Below are 15,457 nucleotides of genomic sequence, written 5' to 3'. Positions count from 1 at the left end.
AATAAAAAGAAAAATGATTTCGTGTGTATATATTTTTTGAAAAGTGTTCAGAATGTTGCTGAGGTGATGAAAAATGAGAGAGGAAGAAAAGAAACGTACTTCCAAAATCACAAAAGTTCAGCAATTTTTCCGTAAGCGCTGGGTATTCCCTGCTATTTACTTGGTCAGCGCAGCGGTCGTGTTAACAGCCGTTCTTTGGTATCAAGCTGTATCAAAAGATGTAAAAGACCAACTATCTGATGGAAATCAAACAGGGCAAGAACAGCGCGATGATGCCGTTGAAGTTGGAAAGCCAATTGAAAATGTCGCAATGCCGGTCCAGAATTCTGATAATGTTTCTGTCGTGAAAAAGTTCTATGAAGCAGATGCTGACCAAAAAGAAAAAGAAGCAGCACTTGTAAACTATAATAACACCTATACCTTGAGCAAAGGTATTGATCTTGCAGATAAAGATGGCAAAGTGTTTGATGTCACAGCTGCTCTTAGTGGAACAGTGGTTCAAGCGAAAAAAGATCCAGTCCTCGGTCACGTTGTTGAAATTGAACATGAAGATGGATTATCGACTGTTTATCAATCGTTGTCACAAGTGAGTGTCAAAGAAGGCGATGAAGTCAAGCAGAGTGATGTCATTGGTGCTTCTGGTAAAAATCTATATGGTGCTGAAAGCGGCAACCATGTACATTTTGAAATTCGTATGGAAGGTTTAGCGCTTAATCCGCTTAGCTTCATTGACAAGCCTGTTTCTACAATTGAAAAAGCAGCGCAAGAAGTGACGGAACAAGCAAAAGAACCTGCTCAGCCAAAGACTGAGGAAAAAACGAAGGAACCTGCTGCTGAAGATAAAGCCAAAGAGCCAGCTGGAGAAAAATCTGAAGAAAAGTCTGATGAGAAGGGGAAATCCTCTGATCAAGAAAAGTCTTCTGATTCCTCTAAAGACAGCAGTCAGTCAGAAGAAACAAAACAATCTTAATGTTTTTCAAGGTCCTCTGTGTATATAAATATGCAGAGGTTTTTTCTGCTTAAAAAGATCCTCCGCCACTCGGCGGAGGATACACTATAGGGCGGCAGGTCCTTCTTCACCTGTCCGAATGTTGATTGTATTCGCTATTTCATATATAAAAATTTTCCCATCCCCTGGTTCGCCTGTCCGAAGTACCTTTTGAGCTGTTTCAACGACCTGTTCGACAGGTACTTTGCTTAGGACGATTTCGATCTTTAATCGTTCGTACACGTTGCTTTCTTTTTTGACGCCGCGGTATAGCTCTGTATGTCCCTTTTGTAAGCCGCAGCCGTGTACATTTGAAAAGGTAATCGAGGTGACACCAATCTTTCCAAGCTCCACCTTTAATGTTTCAAAATTAGCTGGACGTGTGACAATCTCCACTTTATACATTTTGCTCATAGAGACACCCCTTTTTCTTTAATCTTGATAAGCTTTTTCACCGTGCATGGTTAAATCAAGACCCACTGATTCTTCTTCTTCGGTTGCACGAATTTTGAAGAAGACATTGACCACTTTGATGATTACGTATGTCACAACGGCAACAAAAGCGTACGTGGCAACAATCGCGACCACTTGCTTCCAAAGTAAGCTGGGATCTCCGTAAAATAAGCCATTGGCTCCGCCGTCATTGACAGAAGTTGTGGCGAAAAGTCCTGTTGCAATTCCTCCCCAAGTACCGCCAATTCCGTGAAGGCCGAATGCATCTAGTGCGTCATCATAGCCAAATTTGGCTTTGAGTGAAAAGACTCCCCAGAAACAGACGATCCCGCCAATGATTCCTATTATAATAGAAGCAAACGGTGTAACAAAGCCTGCGGCAGGTGTAATGGCGACAAGACCTGCGATGGCTCCAGAGATTGCGCCGAGCATGGTCGGTTTTTTGTTGATCATCCACTCTACTAACAGCCAGCCGATGATTCCTGCAGCAGCAGCTGTATTGGTGTTAATAAAGGCAAACATGGCCACGCTGTCTAATGTAAGAGCACTACCCACGTTAAAACCAAACCAGCCAAACCAGATGACTGCTCCGCCAAGAAGGGTGTAGATCAAGTTATGCGGAGAAGAGCTTGCCGCTTCTTTACGCTTCCCGAGCACAATCGCCACGACAAGACCCGCAACACCGGATGAGATGTGAACCACGTTTCCGCCTGCGAAGTCAAGTGCACCCATCTCGCCAATCCAACCGCCGCCCCATACCCAGTGTGCGACTGGAGCGTATACAAATGTGACCCAAAGGAGTGTAAATACAACGACTGCTGAGTAGCGGATCCGTTCAGCAAAGGCCCCTGAGATGATGGCTGTTGTTAAGACGGCAAAGGTCATTTGGAACATCATGAACAATGAATGTGGAATGGTCTCACTATAGGAACCAGGCTCAAAACCTACGCCTTTCAGGCCCACCCAGTCTAATCCTCCGATCCATGCATTGCCTGGTGCAAAAGCTAAGGAATAACCGAATACGATCCATACGATTGAAACGATCGCTAGTGATGTTAAGCTGTGCATGGTTGTGCTTAACACGTTTTTACTTCTCACGAGTCCTCCGTAGAATAAAGCTAAACCCGGTGTCATTAACCACACGAGTAGTGCGCAGAAGAACATAAATACTGTATCACCCATTTGCATGCTGCATTCCCCCGAATCATTCAGAATTATTGTTTTCTTAATTCTTCATTATAGAGAGAAAAGTCATATATAACATATACATGTAAGTTTATCTGACATGGTTTTTTGGTTAAGTTCAATATAAATGGATGAAAAGTTCGTAAAAAATGAGCAAAAACGTAAGTTAAGCACTAAAAATGAAGGGCGTTTGACCTATAAAATGGAGCTGAGAAACAGTTTTGTACGTTCCTCCCTAGGAGAATCAAACAATTCCGAAGGGACGCCTTCTTCGACGATGCGGCCTTCGTGCATGTAGACGACACGATCGGCAACTTCTTTCGCAAAGCCCATTTCATGTGTGACAATGACCATGGTCATGCCTTCTTTTGCGAGGCTTTTCATCGTTTGCAGCACCTCGCCTACAAGCTCTGGATCAAGGGCAGATGTAGGTTCGTCAAATAACATGACATCAGGCTTCATGGCGAGAGATCTGGCTATGGCTACACGCTGTTTTTGGCCGCCTGATAGTTTAGAAGGATATACGTTGGCTTTATCCGCAAGTCCGACTTTTTCTAGCAAGGCGCTGGCTTCAGCGATGGCTTGCGCTTTCTTTGTTTTTTTCACCATAACAGGCGCTTCGATGATATTTTCAAGCACAGTTTTGTGCGGGAAAAGATTAAAATGCTGAAACACCATTCCTATTTTTTGTCTCATTTCGTTTAATTGATCGCGCTTTGGATGAACAGGACTGCCATCAATGATAATATCTCCATTATTTTTTATTTCTAGAAAGTTCATACAGCGGAGCAAGGTGCTTTTTCCAGAACCGCTTGCGCCAATTAAGACGACCACATCATTTTCATAAACAGTGAGATCGATATCTTTTAAAACATGAAGCTCTCCAAAGTATTTATTGAGTTTTTCAACACGAATGATTTCCTTTGATTCTGTCATGCTTCTCCTCCTATTGGTCACTGGCTGATAGTTTCTTCTCAAAGGTTTGGACAGCGAATGTTAACAGCAGGACAAGAACTAAGTAATAGACGGCGACAACAAGTAAATACGTCATATTATCAAAACTGTTGGAGCCTTGCGTGGTGGCGACGTTAAATAGTTCATTGACACTGATAAAGGCGGCGAGTGATGAATCTTTTAAGCCGATAATGAACTGGTTGCCAAGAGGGGGGAGGGCACGCCGCATCGCTTGCGGGAGAATGATGCGCCTCATTGTTAAAAAACGACCCATGCCAAGAGAGCGTCCTGCCTCTTTTTGCCCCTGATCGATGGATTGGATAGCACCTCTAAATATTTCGGCTATATAGGCCCCATTATGAAAGGCGAGCGCAATGGAAGCAGCCCAGAAGTCGGGTATATTCAATTCTGTGAGGCCGAAGTATAGGATGAAAATTTGAACAATAAGTGGTGTTCCGCGTACAAGAAAGATATAGGCATTGGCGATATAACCGAAAACGGCTATGCGGGATATTTTCAATAAAGCAAAGAAAAGCCCGATGAACATACCGATGAAGATGCTGATCACCGTCAGCTGTAAGGTGATCAGCATTCCTTCTAAGAAAATACCTCTAGAATCAATCAGCGTCTGAAAAAAGTGTGATAGGGTAGGCAAAACAATCATCTCCATTTGAAGAAAGTGCGCCTATAAAAAGGGCGCACAATCGTGGTTTTAATCTTGTTTGACCGTGATGTCTTCATCAAAGTACTTTTCACTAATTTGTTTTAATGTTCCGTCTTTTTTTAGTGCGTCAATCGCATCGTTGATCTCTTTTATGAGCTGTTCATTTTCTTTTGATACAGCAATTGCCTGCTCACTTTGTCCGAGTCTTTCCTGTGCTGTGATGTTCAATTTTTTCTTCATCGCTTCTGCACCTGTGGCGAAATCTGTTACGACTGCATCGTGTTTTCCGTTGGCCAGTGCTTCTAAGGCGACGACATCACTATCATAATATTTTGGTTCTTGCCCGCTATGTTCCTTAGCAATATCAGCGTAGGACGATCCTTTGGATACAGCAATTTCTTTGTCTTTTAAGTCATCAGCATGCTGAATGTCTGCTCCAGGTCTTGTGAAAATTTGCGGACCAGAGTAGTAATAGGGCTTAGAAAAAAGGACGTGTTTTTTTCGTTCCTCATTGATGGTATGACTTGCAACTGCCGCATCAAATTTACCTGCTTTCACGCCTTCGACGATGCCTGCGAATTTATATTTTTTCTGTATAGGTTCGAGACCTAGTTTGTCACTAATCGCATTGCCTACATCGATATCAAAGCCGGACATCTGATTTCCATCCATGTAACTAAACGGATGAAATTCACCTGATGCTGCAAAAATAAATTTTCCATCCTCCAAAATTGGCGACCCTTTCGCTGTAGAATTACGTTTATCTCCGTTCCCATTTGTTTCATTTGAACCACACGAAGACAGAAGTAATACTGCAACCGAGAAAAGGGCTGGGACCCAAAACCGTCTTTTTTTAATAATAAGCTTCTCCTCCTTTTCAGCCGTTCTCCATATAAGGAGAAAGTAGGCTTTTCAATATGTGTAGCATCTTACCATTTGTTCCTCATATTCTCAATTTTATATGTGTTATTCCAACAATCGTCCTTTTTAGAATGTATGTCTTGCTTTTCTAAGAGAGAACTTGAATTGATTAGGGTAAAAAAGGGAAATGAATCTCATAATAACGAAAGGGTTGCAAAAAGGAGGTCAGTGTATGAACAAGTGGAGAGACAATCGAAAAGTTTTTTTAACCGCTATTGCCTTTGGAACGATGTTGAATCCGCTGAATTCATCAATGATTTCTTTGGCCTTGCATCAAATTCAGCATGAATTCGGTTTGTCGTTTACGACCGTATCTTGGCTTATTTCTTCTTTTTATTTAGCAAGTGCAGTAACACAGCCAGTGAGCGGCCGGATTGGGGATCATGTGATGAGCCGGAGAACCTTATTTTTATTCGGTCTCGTTCTTGTCGCAGTCTCAGCCATTTGCGCGCCGTTTGCCCCAACGTTTGCGGTGCTGATTGTGATCCGTTTGTTACAGGCGATTGGAAGCAGTGCCATTTATCCTTCTGGAGTCGGACTCATTCGGGATCATATTCAAGAAAGACAGGCTTCGGCGTTAGCGGTATTATCCATTTTTGCTTCAGCGATGACGGCGCTTGGACCGACGCTTGGCGGATTTCTGATGACCATTGGCGGCTGGCCGGCTATCTTTTTAGTGAATCTGCCGTTTATTTTGATCAGTTTCTTTCTCGGTCTATTGTTGTTTCCGAAGGAGCAGAAAAAGAGAAAGCTGCGCATAGGCGAAACTGTGCGAACACTCGATTTGCCAGGGATGCTTCTTTTTACCGCCTGCATTGTTCTCCTGCTTTCATTTTTATTATCACTGGGTGATGGTATTCAATATGTTCAAGGCATTCTTTGTCTCCTGAGTGCAGGCGCTTTTATCTGGTGGGAGTATCAGGTGGATGAACCGTTTATTCAAATACGGATGTTCAGAGAAGAGCAGCGGCTGTCACTTGTGTATGTGCAATTTATCATTTTAAATATCTTTTTCTATTGTCTCTTTTTTGGTTTGCCGAGTTATTTTCAGGATGAGTTAGGCTGGCGTGTGGAGATGACGGGTCTTTTTATGCTGTGTATGTCAGGGGTGAGCATTATTGTGTCGCCGCTGACAGGAAAGTGGGTGGATCGCGGGGATGAACGCCATCCAGTTTTAGCGAGTGCTGTATTGATGCTGGCTGGAGCGTCTGCCATGACTTTCTTTTTTATTCCTGCGCCATTATGGGGAAAAGGATTGGTTCTGGCGCTGCTTGGGCTCAGTTACGGGATTGGGAATGTCGCGCTTCAAGCTGCGATGCTCAAGGCAAGTCCTCAGCAAATGATTGGCACATCCTCTGGACTTTTTCAAACATGCCGCTACCTTGGTTCTATTCTGTCGTCTGCTGTGCTTGGTATGCTGTTTGGGGATGAAATTGCTGGTGCTCATTTTGCGCAATTAGGCTGGACGTTGATCATCATTTCTCTTATTGGCATTGGCGTCAGTCTTTATTTTTCAAATATGGTTAGAGGGAGACAGCCAATAAAAAAAGCGGCGCGATAAGTGAGAGAAGAATCTTCATCACGTTATCGCAAGGCCGCTTAAGAGTTGGATAGGTCTGAGCCCTGATCCTTTGTCTTCCTTCTGAAAATTTTCCCTACAATTGTCTCGTAAAATGTCACGATGCGATCAATTGGAGAGTCAAAGAACTTCCATAATTTATTCATGATAAAGACAACCACAATCGATACGACCAAGCTGCCTAAAACATCAAATGGATAATGATGACCGACCCAGATGCGGGAGAATCCTGTAAGTAATCCAAAGACGAGCAATATGTTGCCGAGCTTTTTATTACGGGATCGAATGGCTAGTGAAAGAGCCAATGCACCTGTTGTATGGTCACTTGGGAAGGAAGCGTCTGCTGAATGCGGGATGAGTGTGTCGACTTTATGCGCCACAAACGGCCGCTCTTCATAATGAAACAATGTAATGGCAAAGTTGACGATAAGTGCTGCAATGCCTGTTACACCGGAAAAGAAGACATGCTTCTTAAATTTGTGATTCCCTAAAAACCAGCAAATCAATAAGACAAGGGCGTACACAAGAATGGCCTTTTTCGTAATAAAGATCATGGCCTGATCTAAAAACTCAGAATGGTGAGCCATCCCGTGGATGACTTTAAACAATTCGTAATTCAAAACATCACCTATACTTTCGCTTAATGCTAACTATTTTTCAACAAAGCTTGTATGCTCTATTTGGAATATCCTATATATTAGCATGTTTCCGGCGAAGTTTAAAATAGTACCCTTTTATTCTGAAAGGGAGACCTTTTGTGCTTTTGATTCCTGGGGTTTTCGTTCGCTCCAATAAAAGACGCCCATACTCAGTAAGACCACAATGCCTGCAATGAGGTACACATTTGAAAAGTCTGTGAAACTGACAAGGAGTCCAAAGACAAATGAGCCAGCAGCAATACCTGTATCATACAGAGTAAAGAAAGTAGCCGTCGCATACCCCGTACGGTGAGCTGGTGAGTGCTGAATTGCAAGTGTTTGTAAACATGGCACGAGCGAACCGTAGCCAAGTCCAATCACAGCGCCTGATAGAAGAAGCATTGTAGCTGAATGTGTCGCTGTCAGCATCCATAAACCAATGGCAAAAAGGGCAATCGAAGGATAGATCACAACGTGAGCTCCAACCCGGTCAAAAAGTCTGCCTGTAAATGGACGTGATCCAAGCATTGCAGCCGCAAACACAATGAAGAAATAACTGCTTGCACCCATCAAATGGAGTGAATTGGCATAAACTGAAATAAATGAAATAATCGGCGAATAACAGAAGGAAATAATAATGCCGACGGCCGCTGTTTTTAATGCGCCTTTTTCAAACAGGTGAGAAAACGTGAATCGGAAGACGATGCTTCCACCGTTTTCAGGCTCTGGCTGTCTAATCAGCATCGTAAAAGCAGCTCCGATCGTCACGATAATGGAAAAGAGAAGAAATAAGGAATGAAATCCTATTTTTCCTACTTGATTCAGTGCGATAAACGGACCGATGACAACAGCGAGGTTCATGGACATCACAAAGTATCCGAGTCCTTCCCCGCGTTTATGTTTCGGGATCATATCAGCCGCAATGGCACTGGCAACTGTCGTCAAAATACTAAAAAAGATCCCTTGTACGAAACGCAGCACAAGGAGCGTTTGGAATTGATCAATCGGAATGTATAAATAAGTGAGTAAGGCAAAGGCTGTAGAAGAGAAAATCGCCATCCGTTTTTTGCCGAATTTTTCAATAATGGCGCCAGAAAACGGTCTTGTCACAATAGCAGATAATAAGAAGACCGTCACAAGGAGACCGCCCTGTGATTCTGTTCCATTTAGTTCATCCATTGTGTAAATGGGCAGTAATGTCAAAAGGGCATAAAAAGAGGTGAACGTAAATAAATTCACCAGGACAATCATGATAAAATCTTTTGTCCATATGCGTTCGTTCATGATGTATGTCACTTCCTATTCAGTAGATAATTTGTGTAAAAGTGTATGGAGGAGTTGTTTTTCTTCGTAGGTAAAATCTGAAAGACATTCTTCTTCAAATTGTTCCATCGTGCGTTTGATTTCTTCAAATCGGGCTTTTGCATCATCTGTCATCACGATCAGATTCTCACGTTTGTCTTTGCCTTGTACACGTTTCACCCAGCCGTTTGCTTCTAAGCGGGTGACGGTTCTGGTAATGGTCGGTGCTTCGACGTTTAAATATGTCCAGATGTCTTTTTGGGTTTTTGGGCCGAATGTATCCAAACAAAAAAGCACAGTCCACTGGGACATGTACAAGTCATAAGCAGCAAGCGCTTCGTTCGCCTTTTTAGACAGCAGCCGCGCGCCTTGATGTATTTGATGTAAACACTCTCTATTTAACGTATCCATATGCTCACCTTTTTTAAATATTTAGCTAGGTAAATAAATTCACCTTTTCTATTTTACGTGCTGAATCCTTTCTTGTAAAGTGGAAATTTTCGCGCCCCGAAATGATTTTTTGTTTTGCCTTTTCTGATAAATCCCTTGTCCCATCTTCATTTTTAGCATATTCCCTATTCAATGCTAATACACTGTTACAAACCTGACAAAGAGAGTGTTTGAGGTGAGGGATCGTGTTTGGCATTTACTACCTAATGGATGAGAAATTACGACGAACAAGCGCCGCTGAAAATGGATAATCTTCATACGGATCTCATTTCACACTTCTCACATCCATTTTAGGGAGGTCGAGTGGTGTGCACGATTACATCAAAGAGCGAACAATCAAGATAGGAAAGTATATCGTGGAGACAAAGAAAACCGTTCGTGTTATTGCGAAAGAATTTGGAGTCTCTAAAAGTACTGTACACAAGGATCTAACAGAAAGGCTGCCAGAAATTAATCCAGATCTGGCTAATGAAGTAAAGGAGATACTGGATTATCATAAATCAATCCGCCACTTGCGAGGAGGAGAAGCCACCAAGTTAAAGTATAAAAAAGAAGAAATTTTAGAAGGCGAACCTGTGAAACAGTAAGCTTAGTTCTTTGTTCATAAACATAATATATATATCTTCCTCATATCGGTAGTTTCTAACCACAAATTTTGTAAAGACTTTTGTAAAGAAATATCTTTTTTTCTGCAAATTATGATAGAATATATAATTAGGGCAGAATGTGGTATTTGCTATGGAAACAGATTTTCAAGGAGGATATATATAGATGTTTGCTAGGGATATTGGAATTGATCTTGGTACTGCCAATGTACTGATTCATGTCAAAGGAAAAGGAATTGTGTTAAATGAACCATCTGTGGTAGCTCTTGACAAAAACAGCGGGAAAGTTTTGGCTGTTGGAGAAGAGGCTAGACGTATGGTTGGACGTACACCTGGGAATATTGTTGCGATTCGTCCATTAAAAGACGGCGTAATCGCTGATTTTGAAGTAACTGAAGCGATGCTCAAGCATTTTATTAACAAATTAAATGTGAAAGGGCTGTTCTCTAAGCCGCGTATGCTCATCTGCTGCCCGACAAATATTACATCTGTTGAGCAGAAGGCGATCAAAGAAGCTGCTGAAAAAAGCGGTGGTAAGCATGTATTTCTTGAAGAAGAGCCAAAAGTAGCAGCGATTGGTGCTGGTATGGATATTTTTCAGCCAAGTGGAAACATGGTCGTAGATATTGGAGGCGGAACGACAGATATCGCTGTCATCTCAATGGGTGACATTGTAACCGCCTCTTCTATTAAAATGGCTGGAGACAAATTTGATCTGGAAATTCTAAACTACATTAAAAAAGAGTACAAGCTGTTGATCGGTGAGCGCACGGCTGAGGATATTAAGATCCAAGTTGCAACGGTATTCCCAGACGCACGTCACGAAGAGATTTCGATTCGTGGACGAGACATGGTGACAGGATTACCAAGAACGATTACCGTCACAAGCAAAGAAGTAGAAGAAGCATTGCGTGAATCCGTATCTGCGATTGTTCAGGCTGCGAAGCAAGTTCTTGAAAGAACACCGCCTGAATTATCAGCTGATATTATCGATCGCGGCGTCATCATTACAGGTGGCGGAGCTCTTCTAAACGGGCTTGATCAATTGCTTGCAGAAGAGCTGAAAGTACCAGTTTTCGTTGCTGAAAATCCAATGGACTGTGTAGCAGTTGGTACTGGCGTGATGCTTGATAATATGGACAAGCTGCCAAAGCGTAAACTCAGCTAATGATTTCCCTCATTCTTTTTAGAAAGAATGGGGGATTTTTATTAAAGAACCCTGCTAATCAGCCGATATATTTCATAGAAGATTGTGTTTAGGTCATGTGAAAGAATTTGAATGAGGTGAGCACGTGTTAAAAGGACTATACACCGTAACATCTGCCATGATCGCTCAAGAGCGGCGGACAGAAATGCTTTCAAATAATATCGCAAATGCGAATACCCCAGGCTATAAAGCGGATGAAGGGGCAATGCGTGCATTTCCAGAAATGCTGCTGAGCCGAATGGAATCAGGACGTTTCCAAACATCCTCAGGCAAAGGCTTTAGTGTTCCACTGCAATCGCCGATTGGTGGAATCAATACTGGGACATATATGCAGGAATTAATCCCTCAATTTACACAGGGAACTTTAAAAACAACAGATCAAACAACAGATGTAGCACTAGTTGAAAATAATGTGCCGATCAATCCGGAGACCAATCAGAAATCAGCGCTATTTTATGCGGTCAACACACCAGAAGGCGTTCGTTATACGAAAAGCAGCTCCATTACATTGAACGCACAAAAGCAGCTGACGATTAATGGACGCGCTCTTCTTTCCGTGACGGGTCAGCCGATTACGGTTCAGAGTGAGAACTTCAAAGTGAATGCAGATGGTACTGTGTCTGAAAATGGCCAAAATCTTGGTCAAATCGATGTACGTGTTGCGATGGATACAAGAAACCTAGGGCGTGAAGGAAATGATTTATACCGTACAGCTGATAACCAGCCCCTGCCAAGTGCAGTCAATAACGGTCAAATGTCCTATACGTTAAGCCAAGGCGTATCAGAGCTGTCGAACGTGGATGTGACGAAATCATATACAGATATGACAACGGCCTACCGAGCATTTGAAACAAATCAAAAAGTGGTTCAGGCGTATGATAAAAGCTTAGAAAAAGCAGTGAATGAAATTGGCAGAGTGTACTAATCAAGAAATGAAAAAGAAAGGAGGGAAATTATGCTTAGAACGATGATAAATGCAGCTGTATCGATGAATGAAGTGCAAAAGCAGCTTGACATCATCAGCAACAACATCGCGAACAGTGAAACAACAGGATACCGTGCGAAAAACACCCGCTTCTCAGAGCTGATCAGACAGCAGTTTAATCAGGTAGATGAAAAAAATGAGCAGGTGGCAAACAGTCGTCTGACACCTGCTGGGTTAAGGCTTGGTACGGGGACAATGGTCAATGCGTCCATTAACTCGCTGCAAGGCTCGATTAAAGAAACAGGACGTGATCTTGATGTTGCCTTCGGAGCGCCGTCGCAGTATTTACAGGTCAACGCCGGCGGTAATATCCGTTATACAAGAGATGGCTCACTTTACTTACAGCCGGGCAATAACCGTAACCAAGTGCAGCTTGTCACGAGCGAAGGCTATCCGATTCTTGATGAAAACGGAAATGCAATCGTCTTAAATGCGAATTTCCGTGATATTTCAATCGATAAAAATGGACGGCTTACGGCGATTTCAAGAGATAATCAACCGAATCAGCAAGTGAATCTAGGCGTTGTACAAGTCAATAATTCTTCAGCACTTGCCTCTGAAGGAGATAATTTGTTCTCAGTCGATGGAACCTATCAAGGTGCATTAACAGCACTAAATGGAGCAAACCGAGAGGCGATTCAGCTTCAGCAAGGTGCACTGGAAACATCAAATGTGGACATGTCGAAAGAATTAACAGACCTCATGACAACACAGCGTTCCTATCAGATGAATTCAAGAACAATTACGATGGGCGATCAAATGCTGGGATTAATTAATACAATTCGATAATCAGCAGGCTGGTATCAGCCTCTCATGATAAAAAAGGCGGCTCGCTCAAAGTCGCCCTTTTTTTTATAAAAATCTGAGACATCAGCAAGAAGATCCTCAAGATCAATCCACGCTTCTTTTCGTTCAAGACATGTGACGAGCGTGGCGATCTGCTCATCTGCCTTTGGCGTTTGGCTGTAGAGAAGAGATAAGATTTGAAACTTCATTCTTAATATATCAAACTGGGAAGCAACAGATTCTTTCAGACCTTTTTGAATATACTTCATCCCTTCATCGGTTAAATTTTCTTTAAAACAGGAACGCACAGTTTCGTATAGGCATGATACATAGGAGTGTGCTGACTTTCGGTACGCTGGAAGACGAAGCGCTTTTTTGAAGTATTCCAGCGCTTCCTTATGACGGTTTTGTCTTGACTGAATAAAGCCAGCATCATAATAAACGATACCGAGCAGCTCTTGATCATCAATCTTTTTCACGTAATCAATAATTTCAATGAAAATATCTTCCGCTTCCTTATATTTTTTTTGGTCGCTATAGTTGAGAGCGAGCACAATTTTACACCGATAGATGCTATGGATATCACCGTGCTTTGCAAAAATATCCATGGCTTTTTGAACATGACGAATCGATAACAACGAGTAACGGTTGTTGTAATAAACACCGCTTGTACGGAAATGGAACTCTGCTTCCTCCAGCTCATCGTTAAGTAATGGCAGTCGTTCCTCAGCCTTTTCGAGATAATGAATCGCATCATTTTGATCACTTTTTAAAGATTCATATAATCCGAGAAAGAAATAAAAATAATATTGCAGTTCTTCGTTCATTTCATCTTTGTGGGGCAGCAGTTCATGTTTGAGTTTTTCTAAGTCCTCTGTCTGATTCATCCAGAGCTGGTGACGGAAAAGCATCAACTGATAATGGAAATAGAGTTCTTGTTTTTTTGATAATTTCCGTTTATATTTTAGCAGTGTTTTTTTGATTTCTTCAGCCTTCGAAAAATGTCGATGCTTTAGCATTGTATACCAGGAATGGAGAAGTTTTTTTACGGATTTATCGCTCATAAAATTCATTTTTACCCTCTTATTCAATCAATGATGTAATATATATTACCATATTTGTGAAAAAACATTGAGTGTAGTGTGGATTATATTTGATGACAATTGGTAATGATAGATACTATTTTTTACCATATGCATAAGGCGAATATTGAAAAATGCCAGCATTCATAATATACTTCTATAGGAATCAAATGAAGATCAGCGATATAGAAAAGAAGGAGAGATCAAGATATGCTTGATGCTCAGCAAATTCAAGACATTATTCCACACCGTTATCCATTCTTATTGGTCGACCGTATTTTAGAGGTTGATGGTGACAAAAGAGCGGTTGGAATCAAAAATGTAACAGTAAATGAAGAATTTTTTAACGGTCATTTCCCAGGATACCCAGTCATGCCGGGTGTGCTTATTGTAGAAGCGCTTGCTCAGGTTTTTGGGGTCATCATTTTAGGTAAAGAAGAGAACCAAGGGAGAATTGGTTTGTTTGCTGGAATTGACAGTTGCCGATTCAAAAGACAGGTCAAGCCTGGCGATCAGCTTCGTTTAGAGGTTGAAGTGACGCGCCTCCGCGGTCCTGTTGCAAAAGGAAAAGCCGTAGCCACTGTAGATGGCGAAGTGGCATGTGAAGCAGAACTTACATTTTCTATTGGTCCTAAAGTATCATGATTTGTTTGGCGATTCATCAAGGGTGAATCGCTTTTTTAGATGAAAATAACCAGTCTGAACGGATAAGGACTTGCATTTTTGACAAAAAAACGTCATATTAGACAAAAAAAGATGAAGGTGATAAAGGATGCTGAAAGAATTTAGAGAATTTGCAGTCAAGGGAAATGTCATTGACTTGGCTGTAGGTGTCATCATTGGGGGAGCATTTGGCAAAATTGTCACTTCTCTTGTGAATGATTTAATCATGCCGCTTGTCGGTATTATTATTGGAGGGCATGATTTTAGCGGTTTATCCATTAAAATCGGAGCTGCTCAAATTTTATATGGGAACTTCATTCAAACAGTGGTTGATTTCTTAATTATCTCGTTTTCCATTTTTATCTTTATTCGTTATTTGAATAAGTTAAAACGGAAAAAGGTTGAGGAAGAAGAGGTTGTGGAAACGCCGGATCAAACGGAAGTTTTGCTAACTGAAATCAGAGATTTATTGAAAAATCAAAGCCAGTCTAAAGATGTGCAATAGAAAAAGAGCGGCTGATCCCGCTCTTTTTTATGTGTTTTGTTTAAAAGCATCCAGTAGTTTTTCTCCTGACAACCCCTCTTTGACGAGGTCTTTTAATACTTCTTCAGTTTCTGTTCTGTAACGATTTGTAATCATTTTACCATCGAGTAACACAGAAATGTTTTCTTCTAAGGCAACGATGTTTTTGACTTGGACAGATAGATGAACAGGGCGGTTGTTTTCTTTAGTGATCGTTACAAGAATCTTCACTTCTGTGTGCTGCTGAAAGAGTACCTCAAACACCTGTCTATGTTTCTTTGGAATGAGTGCCTCGATCATCCAGTGATTTTCACCGTCTTCTTTATTAATGATTAAACCGTCACGAAGGGGAATACTGGACATTTTATCTTGCTGTGGATCAAGTTCAATTTTTAAATCAATCAGCCTAAAGGTTTTCATATTTATCACCTCACAAGCGTTCGTTATTCGTAAGTATTATTATAGCATACAA

Annotated in this window: 18 protein-coding genes; 8 read left to right on the top strand and 10 right to left on the bottom strand. The window is 41.6% G+C overall.

Annotated elements, in window-relative coordinates; all coding sequences use genetic code 11:
* Positions 1–73 precede the first annotated feature (73 nt).
* Entirely contained in the window at positions 74–970 is an 897-nt protein-coding gene (locus tag MHB41_RS16755; protein WP_217008695.1) for a peptidoglycan DD-metalloendopeptidase family protein, read from the top strand.
* An 84-nt stretch (positions 971–1,054) separates the two neighbouring features.
* On the opposite strand, the gene MHB41_RS16750 is transcribed toward MHB41_RS16755, so the two are convergent.
* The 5 genes from MHB41_RS16750 to MHB41_RS16730 form a co-directional block, all read right to left on the bottom strand.
* Positions 1,055–1,402: a P-II family nitrogen regulator gene (locus MHB41_RS16750; protein WP_034281209.1), complete on the bottom strand. Its 348-nt coding sequence runs from the start codon at positions 1,400–1,402 to the stop codon at positions 1,055–1,057.
* A gap of 18 nt (positions 1,403–1,420) precedes the next feature.
* Positions 1,421–2,629 carry an ammonium transporter gene (locus MHB41_RS16745; protein ID WP_024426325.1) on the bottom strand — a complete coding sequence of 403 codons (1,209 nt, stop codon included), beginning with the start codon at positions 2,627–2,629 and terminating at the stop codon, positions 1,421–1,423.
* Between the two features lie 192 nt (positions 2,630–2,821).
* Positions 2,822–3,562: an amino acid ABC transporter ATP-binding protein gene (locus MHB41_RS16740; RefSeq protein ID WP_171464753.1), complete on the bottom strand. Its 741-nt coding sequence runs from the start codon at positions 3,560–3,562 to the stop codon at positions 2,822–2,824.
* A gap of 10 nt (positions 3,563–3,572) precedes the next feature.
* On the bottom strand, positions 3,573–4,250 hold the full coding sequence (locus MHB41_RS16735) for an amino acid ABC transporter permease (protein WP_080652918.1): 678 nt from the start codon (positions 4,248–4,250) through the stop codon (positions 3,573–3,575).
* Between the two features lie 42 nt (positions 4,251–4,292).
* Positions 4,293–5,138, bottom strand: coding sequence for a transporter substrate-binding domain-containing protein (locus tag MHB41_RS16730; RefSeq protein ID WP_224426795.1), 846 nt, complete (start codon positions 5,136–5,138; stop codon positions 4,293–4,295).
* 199 nt (positions 5,139–5,337) lie between these two features.
* On the opposite strand from MHB41_RS16730, the gene MHB41_RS16725 reads away from it, so the two are divergent.
* Complete coding sequence (locus MHB41_RS16725; RefSeq protein ID WP_125585881.1) at positions 5,338–6,726, top strand: MFS transporter; 1,389 nt, start codon at positions 5,338–5,340, stop codon at positions 6,724–6,726.
* 38 nt (positions 6,727–6,764) lie between these two features.
* Here the strand turns inward: MHB41_RS16725 and MHB41_RS16720 are convergent, their stop codons facing one another.
* The 3 genes from MHB41_RS16720 to MHB41_RS16710 form a co-directional block, all read right to left on the bottom strand.
* Positions 6,765–7,364 (bottom strand): undecaprenyl-diphosphatase, encoded by a 600-nt coding sequence (locus tag MHB41_RS16720; RefSeq protein ID WP_024423699.1) that lies wholly within the window; start codon positions 7,362–7,364, stop codon positions 6,765–6,767.
* A 114-nt stretch (positions 7,365–7,478) separates the two neighbouring features.
* Positions 7,479–8,666, bottom strand: a complete 1,188-nt coding sequence (locus MHB41_RS16715) for an MFS transporter (protein WP_024423698.1) — start codon at positions 8,664–8,666, stop codon at positions 7,479–7,481.
* Positions 8,667–8,681: 15 nt separating this feature from the next.
* Positions 8,682–9,095, bottom strand: a complete 414-nt coding sequence (locus tag MHB41_RS16710) for a MarR family transcriptional regulator (RefSeq protein WP_024423697.1) — start codon at positions 9,093–9,095, stop codon at positions 8,682–8,684.
* A gap of 347 nt (positions 9,096–9,442) precedes the next feature.
* On the opposite strand from MHB41_RS16710, the gene spoIIID reads away from it, so the two are divergent.
* The 4 genes from spoIIID (at position 9,443) to MHB41_RS16690 (ending at position 12,720) form a co-directional block, all read left to right on the top strand.
* On the top strand, positions 9,443–9,721 hold the full coding sequence (gene spoIIID / locus MHB41_RS16705; protein WP_008343327.1) for a sporulation transcriptional regulator SpoIIID: 279 nt from the start codon (positions 9,443–9,445) through the stop codon (positions 9,719–9,721).
* Positions 9,722–9,905: 184 nt separating this feature from the next.
* The gene (gene mbl / locus MHB41_RS16700) at positions 9,906–10,907 is read left to right on the top strand and encodes a cell shape-determining protein Mbl (RefSeq protein ID WP_007497573.1); all 1,002 of its coding nucleotides are present in this window, start codon (positions 9,906–9,908) and stop codon (positions 10,905–10,907) included.
* A 124-nt stretch (positions 10,908–11,031) separates the two neighbouring features.
* Complete coding sequence (locus MHB41_RS16695; protein ID WP_340899831.1) at positions 11,032–11,871, top strand: flagellar hook-basal body protein; 840 nt, start codon at positions 11,032–11,034, stop codon at positions 11,869–11,871.
* 30 nt (positions 11,872–11,901) lie between these two features.
* Positions 11,902–12,720: a flagellar hook-basal body protein gene (locus MHB41_RS16690; RefSeq protein ID WP_024426319.1), complete on the top strand. Its 819-nt coding sequence runs from the start codon at positions 11,902–11,904 to the stop codon at positions 12,718–12,720.
* A 14-nt stretch (positions 12,721–12,734) separates the two neighbouring features.
* Here MHB41_RS16690 and MHB41_RS16685 read toward each other — a convergent pair whose 3' ends face one another.
* Positions 12,735–13,790, bottom strand: a complete 1,056-nt coding sequence (locus tag MHB41_RS16685; protein WP_065214867.1) for a tetratricopeptide repeat protein — start codon at positions 13,788–13,790, stop codon at positions 12,735–12,737.
* Positions 13,791–14,009: 219 nt separating this feature from the next.
* Between MHB41_RS16685 and fabZ the strand changes: the two genes are divergently transcribed.
* Complete coding sequence (gene fabZ / locus MHB41_RS16680) at positions 14,010–14,444, top strand: 3-hydroxyacyl-ACP dehydratase FabZ (protein WP_041108123.1); 435 nt, start codon at positions 14,010–14,012, stop codon at positions 14,442–14,444.
* A gap of 127 nt (positions 14,445–14,571) precedes the next feature.
* Positions 14,572–14,967 (top strand): large conductance mechanosensitive channel protein MscL, encoded by a 396-nt coding sequence (gene mscL / locus MHB41_RS16675; RefSeq protein ID WP_024423693.1) that lies wholly within the window; start codon positions 14,572–14,574, stop codon positions 14,965–14,967.
* A gap of 27 nt (positions 14,968–14,994) precedes the next feature.
* Here mscL and MHB41_RS16670 read toward each other — a convergent pair whose 3' ends face one another.
* Positions 14,995–15,405: a YwpF-like family protein gene (locus tag MHB41_RS16670; RefSeq protein WP_024423692.1), complete on the bottom strand. Its 411-nt coding sequence runs from the start codon at positions 15,403–15,405 to the stop codon at positions 14,995–14,997.
* Positions 15,406–15,457 lie beyond the last annotated feature (52 nt).

This window comes from Bacillus sp. FSL H7-0578 (assembly GCF_038630855.1).
In the GTDB taxonomy this organism is placed as follows: Bacteria; Bacillota; Bacilli; order Bacillales; family Bacillaceae; genus Bacillus; species Bacillus safensis.
Note: the sequence above shows the minus strand (reverse complement) of the source record. Positions and strands in the feature narration are given on the sequence as shown.

Bases quoted from the DNA above. Each gene is read 5' to 3' on its own strand.
- MHB41_RS16755 (WP_217008695.1), top strand. From the start codon at position 74: ATGAGAGAGGAAGAAAAGAAACGTACTTCCAAAATCACAAAAGTTCAG.
- MHB41_RS16750 (WP_034281209.1), bottom strand. From the start codon at position 1,402: ATGAGCAAAATGTATAAAGTGGAGATTGTCACACGTCCAGCTAATTTT.
- MHB41_RS16745 (WP_024426325.1), bottom strand. From the start codon at position 2,629: ATGCAAATGGGTGATACAGTATTTATGTTCTTCTGCGCACTACTCGTG.
- MHB41_RS16740 (WP_171464753.1), bottom strand. From the start codon at position 3,562: ATGACAGAATCAAAGGAAATCATTCGTGTTGAAAAACTCAATAAATAC.
- MHB41_RS16735 (WP_080652918.1), bottom strand. From the start codon at position 4,250: ATGGAGATGATTGTTTTGCCTACCCTATCACACTTTTTTCAGACGCTG.
- MHB41_RS16725 (WP_125585881.1), top strand. From the start codon at position 5,338: ATGAACAAGTGGAGAGACAATCGAAAAGTTTTTTTAACCGCTATTGCC.
- MHB41_RS16715 (WP_024423698.1), bottom strand. From the start codon at position 8,666: ATGAACGAACGCATATGGACAAAAGATTTTATCATGATTGTCCTGGTG.
- MHB41_RS16710 (WP_024423697.1), bottom strand. From the start codon at position 9,095: ATGGATACGTTAAATAGAGAGTGTTTACATCAAATACATCAAGGCGCG.
- mbl (WP_007497573.1), top strand. From the start codon at position 9,906: ATGTTTGCTAGGGATATTGGAATTGATCTTGGTACTGCCAATGTACTG.
- MHB41_RS16690 (WP_024426319.1), top strand. From the start codon at position 11,902: ATGCTTAGAACGATGATAAATGCAGCTGTATCGATGAATGAAGTGCAA.
- MHB41_RS16685 (WP_065214867.1), bottom strand. From the start codon at position 13,790: ATGAATTTTATGAGCGATAAATCCGTAAAAAAACTTCTCCATTCCTGG.
- fabZ (WP_041108123.1), top strand. From the start codon at position 14,010: ATGCTTGATGCTCAGCAAATTCAAGACATTATTCCACACCGTTATCCA.
- mscL (WP_024423693.1), top strand. From the start codon at position 14,572: ATGCTGAAAGAATTTAGAGAATTTGCAGTCAAGGGAAATGTCATTGAC.
- MHB41_RS16670 (WP_024423692.1), bottom strand. From the start codon at position 15,405: ATGAAAACCTTTAGGCTGATTGATTTAAAAATTGAACTTGATCCACAG.